The sequence below is a fragment of the Ignavibacteria bacterium genome (assembly GCA_017302895.1).
In the GTDB taxonomy this organism is placed as follows: domain Bacteria; phylum Bacteroidota; class Ignavibacteria; order Ignavibacteriales; family Ignavibacteriaceae; genus UTCHB3.
Genome location: JAFLBV010000001.1, coordinates 684,490 through 703,256, shown reverse-complemented (window position 1 = coordinate 703,256; position 18,767 = coordinate 684,490). Strand labels below are relative to the sequence as shown.

The following is an 18,767-nucleotide window of genomic DNA, read 5'->3' as shown; positions in this document are numbered from 1 at the left end:
TGATTTTAAGGAAAATAAAATGGATCTGACAACAACATATCTTGGCATGAAACTTAAAAACCCTGTGGTTCCATCCGCGGGTCCAATTTCTCAGGAGATTTCATCAATTAAGGCTCTCGAAGATGCAGGTGCTGCTGCTGTGGTGCTCTATTCACTCTTCGAGGAGCAGATTGAAAAAGAATCCCTTGCCAATCATTATTATACAACAGCGCATAACGAAAGTTATGCAGAAGCCACGACTTACTTCCCCGACCATATCGAATATAAAGCCGGTCCCGAAGAGTATCTCGATCTCATCCGTAAGGCTAAAGAAGCCACAGACATCCCGATAATTGCCAGCCTCAATGGTAAATCTTTGGGCGGATGGGTAAAATATGCTCACAACATGGAAGAAGCCGGTGCCGATGCACTCGAGTTGAACATCTACAAACTTGCCACCGATTTCAACACCGACGGCAGGGAAATTGAACAGCTCTACATCGACATAATAAAAGAAGTTAAAAGAAATGTGAAAATCCCTGTTGCAGTGAAACTGAGCCCTTTCTTCAGTTCAACTGCATGGATGGCTGACCAGCTTGACAAAGCCGGTGCAGACGGTCTCGTACTCTTCAACAGATTCTACCAGCCCGATATCGATCTGGAAAATCTCGAAGTGGTGCCCAATGTCCTACTGAGCACTCCGATGGCGATGAGACTTCCTCTCCGCTGGATTGGTGTTCTTTACGGCAGACTCGACTGCGACCTCGCTGCCACGAGCGGTATCTACAGTGAAAAAGATGTCATCAAAATGATCATGGTTGGTGCCAAGGTCACACAAATGATGTCGAGTATCCTGAAGTTTGGACCAAACCACATTTCTGATGTACTTGCAAAAATGAAATTCTGGATGGAAGCCAACGAGTACAACTCGGTGGAAGACATGCGTGGTTCAATGAGCTACATGAATGTTGGCGACCCCTCTCAATATGAAAGAGCCAACTATATGAAAGTAATCAGCTCGGTCAAATTATAGTGCTATCATCGTCCGCTTTGTAAGAAGGCGGTAGTTGTTTGTTTCTTACCACCGGCTGTTTCATTCATTTGAGGCGGCCGGTCTTTTTTTTAATGCAGTAATCCAATAATGCAGTAATTTTGTGTAATGCAATAGTTCATTATTTAATATTGCATTAATTTTCTTATTCGATAATTATTCTAAATACCAATTACGGAGATCAAATGAGCGGACATTCTTCCGGGGAGGTCAAAGGACTTCCAAAAAATGCTTATTCCGAGTTGAAGCCTGGTGAAAAATACCAGCCAATCATGTCGCCACTCGCTATCGTTCCCGAGGTTAATGTTTACACTATATCATTGGGATTGTTAATGGCAGTGCTCTTTTCTGCAGCGGCAGCCTATCTTGGTCTTAAGATCGGACAGGTTTTCGAGGCGGCAATCCCGATTGCAATTATTGCGGTTGGTCTGTCGACACTTCTGAAAAGAAAAAATGCTTTGGGTGAGAATGTGATCATCCAGTCGGTAGGTGCCACTTCAGGTGCTGTAGTCGCGGGTGCCATTTTTACGATACCTGCCCTCTACATCCTCGATCTTGAAGCCACTTTCCTTCAGGTTTTCCTCTCTTCACTTCTTGGTGGATTTCTCGGAATATTGTTCCTCATACCCTTTAGAAAATATTTCGTCGCCGATATGCACGGTAAATTCCCCTTCCCTGAAGCCACAGCAACAACAGAAGTGCTGGTTGCGGGTGAAAAGGGTGGTTCACAGGCACTTGTTCTGGTTTCTTCAGGACTTGTCGGTGGTGTTTACGATTTTATTATCGCCACTTTTGGATGGTGGAGCGAAACTTTCTCCACAAAAGTTTTACCAATTGGCGATATGCTTTATGACAAATACAAACTTGTTTTCAATATAAATATTGGTGCTGCCGTTACAGGACTCGGTTTTATTGTAGGTCTTAAGTATGCCGCAATCATAGCCGCAGGCTCATTCGTTTCATGGTACCTCCTTATTCCTGTGGTTTATTACATCGGTCAGGGACTCGTAGCTCCATTTGGTGCCAATGTAACAATATTGATAAAGGATATGTCGGCTGAACAGATTTTCAGAAATTATGTCCGTCATATCGGTATCGGTGGCATTGCCATGGCAGGAATTATCGGTATCGTCCGTTCCTCCGGAATTATTGCGGGAGCATTCAAACTTGCTGCCAAAGAAATCGGTGGTGGAAGGGCTGCTGCATCCGGTGCACTTCGTACCGAAAAAGACCTTCCAATGTTCGTCATCGTTTCAGGTATTCTTGCTGTTGGTTTGGCCCTCCTTCTTTTCTTCAACTTTGGAGTTACCGGAAGCTGGGGAGATGCTCTGATCGGACTTCTCATTGTAATGATCATTTCATTCCTTTTCACAACAGTTGCGGCCAATGCTATTGCAATCGTGGGTACAAACCCTGTTTCAGGTATGACACTCATGACCCTGATTCTTTCTTCAATTATTCTGATTTCATTCGGAATCAAAGGAAAAGAAGGAATGGTAACAGCCCTCTTGATTGGTGGAGCGGTTTGTACCGCACTTTCATGTGCAGGTGCGTTCATCACCGATCTTAAGATAGGTTACTGGCTGGGAAGTTCACCTTACAAGCAGCAGACATGGAAATTTGTCGGAACTGCAGCCTCGGCAGCAGTGGTCGGACTTATCATCATGGTTCTTAATGAAGCATACGGCTTCAAAGGTGACAATGCACTTCAGGCTCCTCAGGCAAACGCAATGGCTGCAGTTATCGAGCCTTTGATGTCAGGAAAAGATGCTCCCTGGATGCTCTATATCGCCGGTGCTGCCATGGCTCTGATCCTTACCATGATCAAAGTTCCTGCTCTTGCATTCGCACTGGGGATGTATATTCCTCTCGAACTCAACACGCCGATTCTCATCGGTGGTATCCTTGCACACATCGTTTCAACCCGCAGTAAAGATGAAGATCTTAACACAGCCCGTAGAGAACGCGGAACACTTATCGCATCAGGCTTTATAGCCGGTGGTGCATTAATGGGTGTAATAAGTGCAGTAATGAAATATTTCGATGTGGATCTAATGGCAACGCACTGGGTTGAATCCAACGGTGCCATGTTTGTTGGTCTCTTCATGTTTGCCCTCCTTTGCGGATATGTGATCTGGGATGCAATGAGAGCAAAAAAAGAGAGTTAATTATTCCGGCTTAAATGCCTTGTGATGTTTTTACTGCCTCCGGAGAAATCTTCGGGGGCAGTTTTATTTTGTGCAAAAATTTTGAGGAACTGGCCCTGGAGCAGATAAATTTGCTAAAATTTATGTATATTTGCAGTCAGACTGCAAAAATACAAGGTTTTCACCCTGATGAACAATTATATCTCTCGAACCGCAGAAAATACTCTGCTCAAATATCTTTCAGCATTCCCTGTTACGGGTGTTACAGGACCCCGCCAGTCGGGTAAATCCACGATGCTTAGTGCTCTCCTCAAAGACGAGTACAAGTATGTGACATTTGATGACCCGGTGACAGTTGCTGAATTCAGGGATGATCCTGAAAGGTTTATGAGAATTTATAGTGACAAAGTTATCTTTGATGAGGCACAGAAAGCACCTGAAATATTTTCATATGTGAAAATCGCCGTTGACAATGACCGCGATAATTACGGCAAGTTTATCCTATCCGGTTCCTCTCAGTTCACTTTGCTGAAGCATATTTCTGAATCTCTCGCTGGAAGAATTGGTTTGCTTTCACTCCTTCCATTGCAGTTCAGCGAAATTCCCCAAAAACTTCACGAAGAATCGATATTTAAGGGGGGATACCCCGAGCTGGTGAAGAGAGATTATCAGTTTGGAAACGAGTGGTATCAGGCATATATCAATACCTATCTTGAAAAGGATTTAAGGTCGATCAGTGATATTGGGAATATCAGAGACTTTTTTAGGTTAATCAGATTCCTTGCTGCAAGATGCTCTCAAATGATTAATCTGTCCGAAATCGCCAGCGAGCTGGGAGTAACTGTAAATACTGTTAAACACTGGTTGTCGGTACTTGAGGCATCTTACATTATCTGGTTTCTGCCACCGTTTTATGAAAATCTTGGCAAACGGATAATAAAATCTCCAAAACTTTATTTTTACGACACCGGGTTGGTCTCTTTTCTCACCGGAATTGAATCACAAAGACAGTTTGAAAACAGTATCCTGTCCGGTCCACTGTTCGAAAATTATATAGTATCTGAAGTCAAAAAGATTCTTGAGCACAATAAGCTGTTTTGGAATCTCTACTATTTCAGAACATCATATGGATTGGAGACAGATCTTGTCATCGATAAAAATTCAACCAGAGATTGGGTCGAAATAAAAACAAGTGAGACATTCCAGAAAAAGTATATCACTGCTATTGAAAAAACCAAAAGCCCCGAAGAAAAAGGATTCCTGATTTATAAAGGGATTTCCAAACCGGGCACAGATGGCATAGAAATAAAAAACTACAAAGACTTCCTTAACGAATTTCAGGATACCGCAAGACCAGCTCATAGTTCATAGTTCATACATCATACCTAATTTTACTATCTTTGTAATTCAGTTTTTCAAAAAATTCAAAGACAAAATGCGACAAAGCAAATCATTTATACCGACACTTAAAGAAGTACCAAACGACGCCGTTGTACCGAGTCATGTCCTCATGCTGAGGGGTGGCTATGTAAGGGCACTTGCCGCCGGAATCTATTCATTTCTACCGCTCGGTTACCGGGTGGTTAAAAAAGTTTGTGAAATCATCCGTCAGGAGATGGATGCGATAGGTGGACAGGAATTTCACCTGCCGGCACTTAACCCAAGGGAAATCTGGGAAGAAACAGGCAGAGTTGAGGCATTTGGCGACACAATGTATCACCTCAAAAACAGGGATTATGTGCTCGCACCAACTCATGAAGAAATTATAACTTTCCATGCCCGTAAAGTGGTGAAATCTTACAAGGACATGCCGCAGACCTGGTACCAGATACAAACAAAATTCAGAAATGAGGCCAGACCAAGAAGCGGTGTGATTCGCGGAAGACAATTCCTGATGAAAGATTCCTACTCACTGGACATCGATACAGACGGTCTCGACAAGTCGTATGATCTTCATGATCAGGCTTACAGAAATATATTTTCAAGAGTTGGCTTAAAGTTTTTCGTCGTGGGTGCCTCAAGCGGTGCGATGGGTGGAAGTGGCAGTGAAGAATTCATGGTGGGTTCTGATGCCGGCGAAGATACAGTTGCACATTGTGAAGCCTGTGGATATGCAGCCAATGTTGAAGTGGCTTCATCTGTCATCACTCCGGTTCAAAGAGATAATGAATCAAAAGAAATTTACGAAATCAGCACACCGAATGTGAAATCGATCGATGAACTTTGTGCTTTCCTCAATATTAACGAGAGACAGACGGCAAAATCGAGGGTTTATATCGCTGACGGCAAAGCAGTTTTGATACTTATGTCAGGGAATGACGAGGTTAATGAAACCAAGCTTGAAAAAGCTCTCGGAAGCGGCATCAGACCTGCACATCCCGAAGAACTCAAAGAGATTACGGGTGCAGATGCAGGTTCCATCGGACCGATCGGTTTCAACGGCAGAATAATTGCCGATTTCAGGATTCGTGACTGCAACAATCTCTTCTCGGGTGCGAATAAAAACGATTACCACATCGGTGGCATCGACTTCAAGAGAGATGTTCCGACTATTGAATACGCCGATCTTCGTACTGTCACTTCCGGAGAAGGTTGCCCCAAATGTGGAAAGCCACTCGGTGTCTTCACAGCAATAGAACTCGGACACATTTTCAAACTCGGAACAAGATACTCCGCTGCCATGGGTGCAACTTACCTAACCGAAGCGGGTGATGAGAAACCGATCGTTATGGGCAGTTACGGAATTGGTGTCGAAAGAGTTGTCGCCTGCTCCATCGAACAAAGTCACGATGAAGCGGGTATAATCTGGAACAAGGCAATCGCTCCATTCCATGTCCACCTTCTTGGTTTGAACATGAAAAAGGAACCGGTTGCGGAAGCATCCGAAAAAATCTATTCTGAATTACTGGCATCTGGTATTGAAGTGCTTTTTGACGACAGAGCTGATGCACAGGCAGGTTTCAAATTTAAGGATGCAGACCTTCTCGGCATGCCTTTACAGGTGATTGTTGGCGAGAAAAAACTCGCTGAAAACAAAGTGGAGATAAAAGTCAGAAAAACGGGTGAAAGACTCGAAGCTCCTCTCGAAAACCTCGCTTCGACTCTCAAAGACCTGCTCGAAAAACTTTAATTTTAACCCATAAGGAAGGTTGACCAATAATTTATGGTTATCCTTCCTTTGGGAAAATTTACCTTCCGGAAATGAATAATATGATTAGATCGAAGATTTTATTACTAATTCTTTTTATCGCCGCATACTCTGCAGGCGGGCAAAATCTCAAATTTGCGTGGCTTACCGATATTCATGTGGGATATGCAAAATCCGATTCTGTGATCCTGAAACAAATCGACAGGATTAACTCGCAGAATGATGTTGGATTTGTGGTTATCACCGGTGATATTTCCGAGACAGGAAAGTGGGAGGAACTTGAAAGAGCCCAAAAACTCCTTTCAAAACTGAATAAAAGGTTTTTAATTATTCCCGGCAACCACGATACAAAGTGGTCGGATATGGGTGGAATGGAATTTCCCGCCATTTTTGGTGACAATAAATTCCGGTTCGACACACTCAATTATGTATTTATCGGATTGAATTCCGGTATTGTTCTACGAGGTGGCGGTGGTCATGTAGTTCCTGAGGATATCGACTGGCTCGAAAAACAGCTCAAAAACATCCCTGATAACAAGGAAATCTACTTCTTTATTCACCATCCCCTCGATGGAGATGTGGACAACTGGTATAAGGTGACAAATCTTCTTCGCAAAAAGAATCTTAAATCCATCTTTGTTGGTCACGGGCATGCGAACAAGAAGATGGAATTTGACATGCTTCCCGCTTTTATGGGAGTTGGCTCCACATCAAAAACAAAGCTTTACGGCTTTAACTTCGTTGATCTTACAAAAAAAGAGATGAAGATAACCTGTATTGCTTCGTTAAGAGGGGATTCATCTTTCGTCGATACCGTATTTACATGGTTTGACGAGTCAAAAGTGCCCGGAATAAATCCAGTGCCAACCGATTCACTGGACTTCATCGACTACAAGGAAACCAAAATAATTAAAAAAATAGACCTTGGTAAAACCATGGTTTCTGCTCCGGTCCCTCATAAAGACGGAATCCTTGTGCCAACACTGGAAGGGGTTCTCTTCAATCTGGATAAAAATCTCACCACTCTTTGGTGGGTCGACCTTCAGGCACATCTCGTATCAACCCCTGTTGTGGTGGGAAAACAGGTTTTTGCCGGGAATGCAGGTGGCGACCTTTATCAGATTGACCTTGAATCGGGTGAGGTTCTTCAAACTCTCGGTTTAAATGAACCGATTACATCAAGGCTCGTTTCCTTTCCTGTATATTTCAGAGACAGACAAACAACAGCACTCCTTTTTGGAACCGCAAATGGTACAATCTACGCCTATGAAGCGTCAACACTTACACCGATGTGGAAAAACTCCGATGCAAAAGGAAGAATCGAATCACTTCCTGTTGTTATTAATGACCGTGTAATATTCTCTGCATGGGACGGAATGGCTTATTGTATCGACTTGCGCACGGGTAAACTTAACTGGAAATGGTCGGAAAATGTAAACTTTTACTATTCAACCGCAAGTTGCACCCCCGTCACAAACGGAGATTACATCTGGTTTGTTTCTCCCGATAAAAGTGTTTCATGTGTGGATGTGCTGCTTGGGAAAACCCAGTGGAGCACCAAGGAATTTAATGCATGGGAGTCATTGGGACTCAGCGAAGATGGGAAGACACTTTTTATCAAGTCAATCGAAAACGAATTCCACACCGTAAATGCTCTTACAGGAAAGAAGATCAAGACTCACAAAGTGAAGTGGGGGCTCGATACAAATCCTGTTCAAATCAAAGAATTCGATAAAAGTGCAATATTTGGGCTGAAAAACGGCAATTTTCTCCGTTTTCAGAAAGATAAGTTTACAAATCTCTTCTACCTCGGTCAGGCAAGAGCCTTAACTGTCGAGAAATTTGGTGATCTTTTTATTGCATCCAACATGGACGGGACAATCCTCCTTTTTAAATTAAAGTAGCGGCTGATGGCACTGAAATATAAACTCTTTATTTTCGATATCGATGGTACACTTACCTCGACAAATCAGTTGATATTTGACTCATTCAACCACATTAACAGCAAATATTTCGGTAAAATCCTCTCCCCGGATGAGGTAATCGCTCTATTTGGTCCCACTGAAGAGGAAATCATCGTGGAGTTGTTTGGAGACAACGCTGAAAAAGCTATTTCCGATTACTTTGTCTATTACAAGGAGAACCACAATATTGCATCCCTGCATGACGGTATCGAAAACCTGCTGGATCATATTATCGAAAATGGAGGCAGAATTGCGGCTTTCACAGGAAAAGGGAGAAGATCAGCAGAGATTACCCTGAAAGAACTTGGCGTTTTCGAAAAAGTTGAGTTACTTATATCCGGTGATGATGTTATTCAAAAAAAACCGTCGGGCGAAGGCATTCTGACAATTCTTAAAAAACTTGAGATTAAACCCGAAGAAGCAATTATGATCGGCGATTCTTCGGCAGATATAAAAGCAGCAAGGGAAGCCGGTGTAGCTGTTGCATCTGTGCTTTGGGACTGCTGGACACCGGAACTTGTAATGAAAATGAACAACGGGATGCTTTTTAATACTGTGGAAGAGCTTCACAACCACATTTCCGGCTGATATTGTTCTCTTTTCCTCGTTGGGGGAGTTGTTTCTTGTTTATCATTGGTTATTTTCACTATCCTGATATTTAATTTTATTTAATGCCATGTCACAACACGAGATACCCGAACCAAGAGCCCAAATAGATTCATTGCTCGCACAAACCAGGCAAAATCTCCTCAGATTAACCCAGGCAGCGGACACCAAGGCTCACATCCTCATAGTCATTTCAGCATTCACGCTGAATATTACACTTTCGCATCTGGATCATCCGGTCCTTCGGTATGCAGCACTAACAATGCTGGTTCAGGCATTCATCACTGTTATTTTTTCTTCGCTAAGTATAATGCCGAAACTGATTCAGGGTAAAGCTAAAAAATCCGAGGTTACCGATGAGACAACACTTGAATCGATCTTCGCAGGATACTACATCAACTATGACTACAAAACATTCGAAAAACTGATGGCAAACACCTTAAGTGATCCGAAAAAGACATATCAGGTGCAGTTCAGGGAGATTTACGATTCCGGTCTTATTCTGATCCAAAAGAAGATGAGATATTTAAGGTATGCCTTTATTTCCCTTTTGATAGGTACGGGTTTTGCAATTTGTGTCACGGTCTTCTCATTGCTTCTGCTGAAGGGGAGTCCGTTCTAACGCAAAATGCTTGAAGTTTGCTGCCTGAATTCCCTCTGTACCAATTGCTTCCATAAAGGATATTAAATGTTCAAACCAACCCTTTCAGAAATTGAGAATTACGCAAAAGATTCCTCCCTGAGTTCGACAATTCGCGACCTTGGCATCCTTCTCGGTGAAGTGATTAAGGAACAGGAGGGACAAAAGGTTTTTGAAAGCGTTGAAGAGCTCCGGTCTCTCACTAAACAACTCAGAAACTCGTATAACGGGGAAACGGTTGAAAAAATCAAGGAAATCATCGCTGCCCTTTCAATTGATGAAGCCATAAGGGTGGTGAAAGCCTTCTCCATCTACTTTATTCTTGTGAATGCTGCCGACGAAATCTATACCCTGAGAAAAAACAGGGAAAGGCAGGGTGCCCACAGAGCAGAGGAACCTGGTACCTTCGACCACACACTGGCAACCTTGAAAAATAACGGATTGGATGAAAAAGAGCTTTCCCTCCTTTTAAAGAAAATTGAAATTACTCCCGTATTTACTGCGCACCCCACGGAAGCCTCCCGCCAGACTGTAATGCGTAAAATTCTCAAAATTTGCAATCTTCTGATTCTCAGAGATGAGAAAAACTACCGACACTTCGGAATAATTCAAAAACTGAAGGCGGAGATTACACTTCTCTGGCAGACTAATGATGTAAGAACCCACAAGGTTTCTGTGAGTGATGAGGTTCAGAGAGGTCTCTTTTTCCTTAAAGATGTACTCTATGACCGGGTAGAAGAGTTTTATCACCTTTTCAATTATGCACTCCACTCATCCGGTTATCAGCTCTCTGCGGCTGACCCTGTGGTAAGGTTTGGCTCCTGGATCGGTGGTGACCGCGACGGGCATCCGTTTGTTACCCCGGCACTTACCCGCGAAACTCTTCTCCAGCATAAAGAGGAGATTATCAGGCTCTACAGGCAGGATCTCGACAGGCTTTACACGAATCTTAGCAATTCCGTCAACCATGTCCCCGTTTCAAAAGCTCTTAATTCATCGATCAACAGTGATGTGAAATCGCTGAATACCGGCGATCACCCCTGGTACAGGGACGCCTCGGAACTCTACCGTAAAAAACTTCTTCTCATTTATGAGAAACTCGGAAGAACACTCTCCGGAAGTGAAGGCGGTTACCCCGATGCTTCTGATTTGGTGGATGACCTTGCTCTTATGGCAGAGAGCCTCAGGGAAAACAAAGGTGAATTGATAGCGGATACAATTCTGCAACCGTTTATTTACAAAGTGAAAACCTTTGGATTTCATTTTGTGAAGATAGATATCAGACAAAATTCAGCCCTTGTAAGGGAGGCAATTGAAGAAATTCTCTTCCTCACCGCAGCATCGCCGAATTTCAGAAATCTCCCTGAAGAGCAAAAAATAAAGGTTTTGCGGGATGAAATATTGTCACCAAGACCGTTGATCAACTCTTTTTCCAGTCTCTCAGAGAGGACAGCTCAGGTACTCGAGGAGATATCCCTGATCAGATGGGCAAAAGAGAATATATCAAAAAATGCAGGAAAAGACTACATTATCAGCAACTGTTCCAAAGTCAGTGATATTCTGTCTGTTCTCCTCCTTGCCAGAGAATCAGGACTTGTAAAAGTTGAAGAGGAAAGAATAGTTGCATCGGATATCGATATACTTCCGCTGTTCGAGACAATAAACGATTTACAGGAATCAACCTCAATTCTTAAAGAACTCTTTGATCTGAGAGTCTTTCGAAGACATCTAAGGCTAAGGGGCAGAGTACAAAAAGTGATGATTGGCTACTCCGACAGCAACAAGGACGGCGGAATCGTAACTTCCAATTTCGAACTCTTCAAGGCTCAGAGAGGTATTTCACAACTTTGCAGCGAATATAAAATAGAGCCGGTTATTTTTCATGGCAGGGGAGGCAGCATCTCCCGCGGTGGCGGTCCTGTTTATGATTCCATTATGGCAAATCCTCAAGGAACGCTTCAGGGGAAGATTAAAATAACCGAACAGGGTGAAATGATCTCAGCAAAATATCTCATCCCCGAAACCGCCTTGAAATCACTCGAAATTACCACCTCAGCCGTTATACTCAAAACTGCGGAACCTGCTCCGGACCCGCAGGAAGAACTTCTGAGGAATCAGAATATCACCCTTTTTGATAAGATATCAGCCTCGGCATATAAAAAATACCGCTCTCTGGTCGAGCATCCCGGGTTTACGGAGTATTTTCGCTCTGCAACCCCCATTGATGTCATTGAACAACTTGAGATCGGTTCCCGACCGGGATCCAGAAGAGTTACCGGTGACCTCTCGGCTCTCAGGGCAATTCCCTGGGTTTTTGCATGGACACAAAACCGGAACACAATTTCAGGCTGGTTTGGATATGGCTCGGCAATTGAAGATGCCATTATTAACGAGGATGCTTCAGAAGCTGAACTCGTAAAACTCTACAACAACTGGGATTTTTTCAAAGTCTTGACGGAAAATGTAGAAATGGTTCTTTTTAAGACGGACATGATGATCGGAAGGGAATATTCTCTGCTGGCAAAAAGTCCGGCAGCACCGGAAATATTCAGGATGATTAAGGATGAATACGACAGGTCGGTAAGTGCCGTTCTTCTTCTCACAGGTGAGAAATATCTTCTCGGCAACAATAAAAACCTCCAAAGAAGGCTTCAACTTCGGAATCCCTATATTGATCCCGTAAGTTTTATTCAATTAAGGTTTATCCGTGAGTGGCGAAAAGGGAACGATCATGCAGAAAACGACGATCTCACGACACTTCTTCGTTCGACCGTGAACGGTATTGCAGCAGGAATCAAAAATACGGGCTGATTAGTGTTCACCTTTTTCGGAGAGATTCAGTTCGAACCCGGGAATATACTGTTCATATTCCACCCCCGCCAGATCCAGCAGTTTTCTTGATGCGATCCAAATCGGGTCATCGTGATATTTATCCGAGGCGTAGATTACTTTTTTTATCCCGTTCTGTATAATTGTCTTTGTGCATTCGTTGCAGGGGAAAAGAGTGCAGTATAAAACACAATCGTGAACAGATTTATTGGCGTTGTAAATGGCATTTTCTTCGGCATGTACTACAAACGCATACTTCGATTCCGTAAAGCCACCACTTCTTGACCATGGAAGTTTCCCCTCGTCGATCCCTCTCGGGAAACCGTTGTATCCCAAACCCACAATTACCTTGTTCTGATCAACAATTACTGCACCTGCCTGAGTGTTCGGGTCTTTCGATCTCATCGCCATCAGGTATGCCATCTGCATAAAACATTCATTCCACGATATCGGGTCACGGGGTTTTGTCATCTGTAACTTCCATTTTTTTATCACTAAATTTAACTGTTATAAGATCAATTGCAAAGGGATAAAACCTCACAAGCCTCCGGAAATATCAAAGCAGGATAATAATAAAGCAAAGCGTTCATCACATTACTGCATTATTGCATTATTGGATTACTGCATTAAAAAAAAAGCTGCCCCCTTTTCAGAGAGCAGCTTCAAAAGATAGGGTAGAATGTATCAGATCAAAAATAATACCTGATACCTAATACCTAATACCTACTTCATTACCACCATTTTGCGTGTGATAACCTGGTTGCCGAACTGTAAGCGATAGAAATAAACGCCTGATGAAAGACTTGTAGCATCAAAAGCGATGTCATATCTTCCGTTGGTCATTTGTTTGTTTACAAGTGTAGCAACTTCAACACCGGAAACATTGTAAACTTTCAGGGTAACCATTCCGTTTTCAGGAATTTCGAAAGTTATCTTTGTTGAAGGGTTGAACGGGTTAGGATAGTTCTGACCAAGACTTAAAGTATTAGGCAGAGTAATCTCAACTTCGATTTCTTTGGTGTAGGTGGTTGTTCCGTCGAGGTCAACTTGTTTCAGTCTGTAGCTGACTTTTGATGAGTTCAGTTTTACAGCTTCTTTATCGGTATATGAGTAGTTTGTTATTTCGGTTGAGTTTCCTTTACCGTTAACAAATCCGATAGTTGCCCATTCGCCGTTTTTGGCTTTTCTCTCAACCGAGAATCCCTTGTTGTTGGTTTCGGTTGCGGTAGCCCAGTTTACTGTTACATTGTTATTAACAACAGCAGCACTGAAGTCAGTAAGTTCTACAGGAACAGGTCCGCCGAGAGCAGCGATTGATCTCTGAAGAACACTGATAGCAAATTTAGGATTATGAATTCCTCTTGAGTGATCATAAGCGATAAGCTGGTAGTTCCAGTATGCTTTTCTTTCAGTAAGGTTGTTGTTTGCGTTGATCATTGTGTAGGAAATTGAATCGAGACCAACTGGTGGTAACCAGATTCTAAGGGTTCTAATGAGACCGTCAACTTCAACCTGGAATGGTTCGACCTGTCCGTCCATGTCATAATCAACTGAAGCAATGATTTCTGCAAATGAGTTTATGTTGCCATGGCATGATTTACATGCTGTGGTGTTGTCATATCCGGTTTCAGGATTGTTCATTCTCCATGTATGGCTTCCAACTTTGTCTTTGTTGGCTGCGGTTGTGTCTTTAGCCATGTGGCAGGTAACGCACGCACCGGCAGTCGATTTGTGTGCAAGACTTGACGGGTAAGCTGATGTGAATACAGCAGCATTCTGACCAAGAAGGTTGTCTGTCTGTGATGAGTGGTGAGGTCCCCAGGTAGAGTTAACTGTACCTGCAGGAACATAGGTAACATTGTCTCTGCGTGCTTTGTGGCAGTTCATACAAAGTTTGCCTTCACCTGTAACAACAGCTGAATAGTTAAAACCGTTGCCAAGAGTATCACCAACAGTTGGTGTATATCTTAAGCTGGCAGTGTTTGTTGTTCCGTGAGGATCGTGGCACATTGAGCAGCCAAGATCTGTCTGGTTTGCTTCAGTCCAACCGGTTGTGTTGGTTGTTCTGCCGTATGAGTAGTTGATGTAACCTTTTGCATCGTGGCAACGGATACAGTTACTCAATGAGTTGTTCTGTGAGGTAGTTCCCTGTGCAAATGAGTTCGACCATACTGCTACTGAGTGTCTTGTTACAGCAAACTGATTGTAGGTTCTGTAATAAGGCGGTGAATCATGGCATCTCATGCAAGCGCCTGCTTCATAGTTGATGGCGATGTTTGCTGTGCTAGGAGCTGCAGCGTGCTGGCTGCCTGCACCGTGGCACATTTCGCAACCAACATTGGCTGTATTAACAAGTACGCCACCATTAACTGCTCTAAGGGTATCCCATTTCAATGGATTTGGAGGTCCTGAATAGACATATCCGTTTGCAGCGGCCAAATCATCAAATCCACCATTTACTGATGCGAGATTATGATCTGTTCCGGTTGTATGGCATTTCAAACAGTAAGCAGCAAATGATGAAGGACCGGTGGTCATCTCTTTTTTAAGTGCGAGACCGTGTTTCGAGTCTTTCCATCTGTTGAAAATGCCGCTGAAGGTTGGGTTTGAAGAGTGGCAGGTCATACATTTTGGGAATGTACCGGCGATACCGTCAAATCCACCAACACCAACATAATTACCGGCTACAAATGTCATTGTGGTGTCATGTGTGCCGCCTGTGGTGGTGACTGAAAGATTAACTACATAGTTACCAACTACATCTGGCTTCAAGCCAACCATTGTCGGCAGAAGATTTTCGATTGTAGCTGTGGAACCAGCGGGTTTATTTGTCAATGTAAAAGTGAACGCCGTGATCGGTAATGTATTTGCAATATTTCTTGGTGAGAAATAGAAATAAGTACCATTAGCGGTAACTTTAGCTCCGGAAGAAACGGAGTTGGTGCTCAAACCTAATGTCGTCAACCTTGCTTCTGACATTGGCTCGGAAAAGATTTTTGCTCTGGGTACTTGCGCGTACACTGCTGCGGTAAATGATACAGCTACCAGAATGAAAAGTAGTTTTTTTAGCATTTTTGCCTCTATAAATTAAAGTGCTGGTGTAATTAAGCAATTCTCGTGCCAATGTTGAATTTTTATGCATATGTGCTGTAATGGCTTGTTTTAGTGTATAATTTTTTTACAAACAGGAAAAAATTCTAATAATGAAGAAAATTTTTTTCAATAATTGGAAATTTTTATCTGATTTGAGAATGTAAGTTGTAACACGGGTTGTTTTGTTATGAGGAACATCTTTGCAAGATTTACCTTATGTATATTATGATATCAAAAATCAGGAATTTTCCATGACACATTTTACCCGTTTATTACTCCTGTTTTTCGTGGTCTTCATACCGGCCATTCTCGCTCAGGAAACCGTTCAAATCAAAAACTTTGGTGAACTTCTCTCCACTCTTGACAAGGGAGCCCAGGTCAGGGTTGTCTTTCATTATGCGAAATGCCGGCTGGTGATCGATTCCACTGAAGAAAAATCTCCCGATGTAACCGGAGGAATGGGAATAGATGAGTTCGAATACTTCCCTGCAGGTTCGATCAAAAACCCCAAAGGGTACCTCGCATTCAGCAAGGCCGTACTCATCTCCCACAGAAAATATGGATATGTCACCAATTATGTGAAGTGTCGCGTCTTCGAGGATAATTCTGTTGAAGTAAATGCCCGCTACATCACTCCTGATAAATTTGAAACCGTGATGAATGAAACATTTCATTGCACTATTTCCAATGGTGAGAACGGCGAGGGGGTGCTTTTCTTTACACAGGATTGATTCTGTTTCTGTCGAAGGGTAAAAATTTGGTGAATTTAAACCATTTTAATTCAGGTTTTATCTAACAGACAGAACAACAATTATTTAATATCTCTCACACAATAAGAAACGGAGACGCTTTCTATGAATAACAGATTAAGAGCACTTTTCGCCCTGCTACTGGTTATCCCCTTCTTCCTGATGATTTCGGGATGTAAAAAAGGTGAAAATCCAACTGAAGTGCAGGTGGAAGCCGCAGCAACGCAGGACGCAGCAGCATCAATAGCAGCCTCACTGGCAATTAACGACGGCGGAGCTCTCGAACAAATGTCTGACATGATGGCAAGTGCTACAAAAGAAGGACTGCAAAACGAGGTGGTTAACTCTCTTTTTGGTTTCCGGAATGGCTCTGTAAATGTTGAAAAGGTCTATGACTCTCTTACAGGCTGGTGGACGGTAACCGTAACCCGCACAAAAGGCGACCCTAACGGACTCTATCATGCAAACTATGTTCGCGTGTATAAACACAGATTCCTGAACAAAAACGGCGTTTTTCAAAAACACTATATTGTCGATCTGAACGGTACACCTGATACTGCCTACTCTGTAAATCAGGAAATTGTCAGCGGAACCGGGGAACTGGTAAGACCGGGCGTATCCCGCAAGCTTCTCACTCTCTCTGCCGGATGGACCACAACAGACGCCAACACTTCCATTGTCACAGTTAATACACTTCCGGCCTCCCCTCTAAGAAGAGCCGTCTCTGATACCATCACCAGAGGAAATGCCGTCCGCACACTTAACAACAACCTTACATTAAACTTTACCAATGTTAAGGGGCCAAGAATAAGGACACTAAACTGGCATCGTGCAATAAGCGGAACAATCACCGGCACCTACACAGCAACAGTTACATTTCTGAAAGGTGAAGTTTACAGAGAAAAAGTTATCAACCGGGAAATAAACATTACTCTCGGCGGTGATAAAATTCAAATGAATGTCGGTGGCACCAAATTCCTCCTCGATCCTGTAACAGGTGAGCTGACACAATAAGGAAATTTTAGTTGAATGGAAAAGGCGGGCTGCAAAAAATGTGGTCTGCCTTTTTTATTTTGGGTGTTACCCCGGTATTAAAGAAGTGTACCCCTGAGGAAAAGGGCGGCACAGGTGAAGTAGATGATTATTCCCGTCACATCCACAAGTGTGGAAACAAAGGGGGCTGACGAAGTAGCGGGATCAAAACCCAGCCTCTTAAGCAAAAGCGGCAACATTGCACCCACAAATGTACCCCAAAGAACAACCCCGATCAGGGCACTTGATACACTCAGTGAGATTAAAAACCAGTAATCGAGATGACTCAGGTTCAGCACCTCAAGTATGGCAATTCTGAAAAATCCGATTACGGCAAGGATCAGTCCGAGAAAAAGCCCCGTTATGAATTCTTTTTTCATCACTCCCCACCAGTCACCTATCGATATTTCACCAAGTGAGAGGGCACGGGTGACAAGAGTGGCTGCCTGCGATCCTGAATTACCCCCCGAGGCAATAACCAGCGGAATAAAGAGGGAAAGCACAAGTGCCTTTGCAAGCTCCTCTTCGAAAATTCCTATCGCAGACGCTGTAAGACTTCCGCTGACAAAAAGTACTGCAAGCCAGCCGACCCGTTTTTTTATCATCTGCGGAATTGTAGTGTCTACATATGAATCCTCCAAAGCAGAAACGGCACCCAGTTTCTGGATATCCTCGGTAGCCTCTTCTTCAGCAACATCCAACACATCATCCACGGTAATGATGCCAATCAGTACACCGTCTGAATCAACCACGGGAATCGAAAGTTTGTCATATTTCTTGAAAACCTCTACTGCCTGTTCCTGATCTTCCGAAGCGCTAAGACAGACAAAATTGTTATCCATCAGATCATACACCTTTTTGTGAAGTGGATTCAACAGAAACTCCCTGATTCTGATGTCATCCACGAGCTGCCCTCTTTCATTCACGACATAAATCGTGTTCAGGGTTTCAGAATCCTCACCGTTTTCACGAATGTAGTCCAGCACTTCCTTTATCGACCAGTCTTCCTCTACTGCTATGTAATCGGGAGTCATCAGACGGCCGATAGAGTTTTCGGGATAACCAAGCAACTGTTTTGCGACTGCCCTTTCCTCGGTTGAGAGGAGGGACATCAGTTGTTTTGTAATGCTTGCCGGAAGTTCTTCAAACAGTGCGGTACGATCATCAGGCGACATCTCGTTCAGGATGTTCGAAACCTCTTCATTCCCCATCGCTTTAAGAAGATTCATCTGATCTTCAATCTCAAGGTATTCGAATGTTTCTATCTCCACATCTTTGGGGAGTACTCTGAAGAAAACGGCACAATCGGTATCGGGAAGGCAGGAAATGAGGTCAGCCAGGTCTGCAGGAGTCCATTCATCTATAAGTTCTTTAATCGGCGAGAGATTCCTTTTACGGATTAACTCGCTGATCTCGGGCTGGAGTATTTTTCCAATCATAGCTTCTCCTGCATTTTTTTGAGAAGACGGGAATTAGTTGGCTGCTGTTGGTGATTACACTGGTATACTGATATCAAATTTTTTCAAAAA

13 protein-coding genes are annotated in these 18,767 nt (G+C 43.2%); 10 read left to right on the top strand and 3 right to left on the bottom strand.

Features of this window, described 5'->3' with window-relative positions; translation table 11 throughout:
- The first annotated feature begins 19 nt into the window (after positions 1–19).
- The 8 genes from J0L60_02755 (at position 20) to ppc (ending at position 12,346) form a co-directional block, all read left to right on the top strand.
- Complete coding sequence (locus tag J0L60_02755) at positions 20–1,012, top strand: dihydroorotate dehydrogenase-like protein (protein ID MBN8545029.1); 993 nt, start codon at positions 20–22, stop codon at positions 1,010–1,012.
- 203 nt (positions 1,013–1,215) lie between these two features.
- The gene (locus J0L60_02750) at positions 1,216–3,198 is read left to right on the top strand and encodes an oligopeptide transporter, OPT family (GenBank protein ID MBN8545028.1); all 1,983 of its coding nucleotides are present in this window, start codon (positions 1,216–1,218) and stop codon (positions 3,196–3,198) included.
- 168 nt (positions 3,199–3,366) lie between these two features.
- On the top strand, positions 3,367–4,548 hold the full coding sequence (locus tag J0L60_02745) for an ATP-binding protein (GenBank protein MBN8545027.1): 1,182 nt from the start codon (positions 3,367–3,369) through the stop codon (positions 4,546–4,548).
- 64 nt (positions 4,549–4,612) lie between these two features.
- A complete protein-coding gene (locus J0L60_02740; GenBank protein ID MBN8545026.1) occupies positions 4,613–6,307 on the top strand; it encodes a proline--tRNA ligase in 1,695 nt (564 codons plus the stop codon).
- 80 nt (positions 6,308–6,387) lie between these two features.
- The gene (locus tag J0L60_02735; protein MBN8545025.1) at positions 6,388–8,229 is read left to right on the top strand and encodes a PQQ-binding-like beta-propeller repeat protein; all 1,842 of its coding nucleotides are present in this window, start codon (positions 6,388–6,390) and stop codon (positions 8,227–8,229) included.
- A 6-nt stretch (positions 8,230–8,235) separates the two neighbouring features.
- Positions 8,236–8,877 (top strand): HAD family hydrolase, encoded by a 642-nt coding sequence (locus J0L60_02730; GenBank protein ID MBN8545024.1) that lies wholly within the window; start codon positions 8,236–8,238, stop codon positions 8,875–8,877.
- A gap of 88 nt (positions 8,878–8,965) precedes the next feature.
- Positions 8,966–9,517, top strand: a complete 552-nt coding sequence (locus J0L60_02725; GenBank protein MBN8545023.1) for a hypothetical protein — start codon at positions 8,966–8,968, stop codon at positions 9,515–9,517.
- A gap of 66 nt (positions 9,518–9,583) precedes the next feature.
- Positions 9,584–12,346 carry a phosphoenolpyruvate carboxylase gene (ppc, locus tag J0L60_02720; GenBank protein MBN8545022.1) on the top strand — a complete coding sequence of 921 codons (2,763 nt, stop codon included), beginning with the start codon at positions 9,584–9,586 and terminating at the stop codon, positions 12,344–12,346.
- Here the strand turns inward: ppc and J0L60_02715 are convergent, their stop codons facing one another.
- The gene (locus J0L60_02715; GenBank protein ID MBN8545021.1) at positions 12,347–12,835 is read right to left on the bottom strand and encodes a dCMP deaminase family protein; all 489 of its coding nucleotides are present in this window, start codon (positions 12,833–12,835) and stop codon (positions 12,347–12,349) included.
- A 252-nt stretch (positions 12,836–13,087) separates the two neighbouring features.
- On the bottom strand, positions 13,088–15,436 hold the full coding sequence (locus tag J0L60_02710) for an ammonia-forming cytochrome c nitrite reductase subunit c552 (protein MBN8545020.1): 2,349 nt from the start codon (positions 15,434–15,436) through the stop codon (positions 13,088–13,090).
- Positions 15,437–15,708: 272 nt separating this feature from the next.
- On the opposite strand from J0L60_02710, the gene J0L60_02705 reads away from it, so the two are divergent.
- Both J0L60_02705 and J0L60_02700 read left to right on the top strand, forming a co-directional pair.
- Complete coding sequence (locus tag J0L60_02705) at positions 15,709–16,188, top strand: hypothetical protein (protein ID MBN8545019.1); 480 nt, start codon at positions 15,709–15,711, stop codon at positions 16,186–16,188.
- A gap of 123 nt (positions 16,189–16,311) precedes the next feature.
- Positions 16,312–17,220: a hypothetical protein gene (locus tag J0L60_02700; protein MBN8545018.1), complete on the top strand. Its 909-nt coding sequence runs from the start codon at positions 16,312–16,314 to the stop codon at positions 17,218–17,220.
- 77 nt (positions 17,221–17,297) lie between these two features.
- Here J0L60_02700 and mgtE read toward each other — a convergent pair whose 3' ends face one another.
- Positions 17,298–18,677: a magnesium transporter gene (gene mgtE / locus J0L60_02695; GenBank protein ID MBN8545017.1), complete on the bottom strand. Its 1,380-nt coding sequence runs from the start codon at positions 18,675–18,677 to the stop codon at positions 17,298–17,300.
- Between the last annotated feature and the right edge of the window lie 90 nt (positions 18,678–18,767).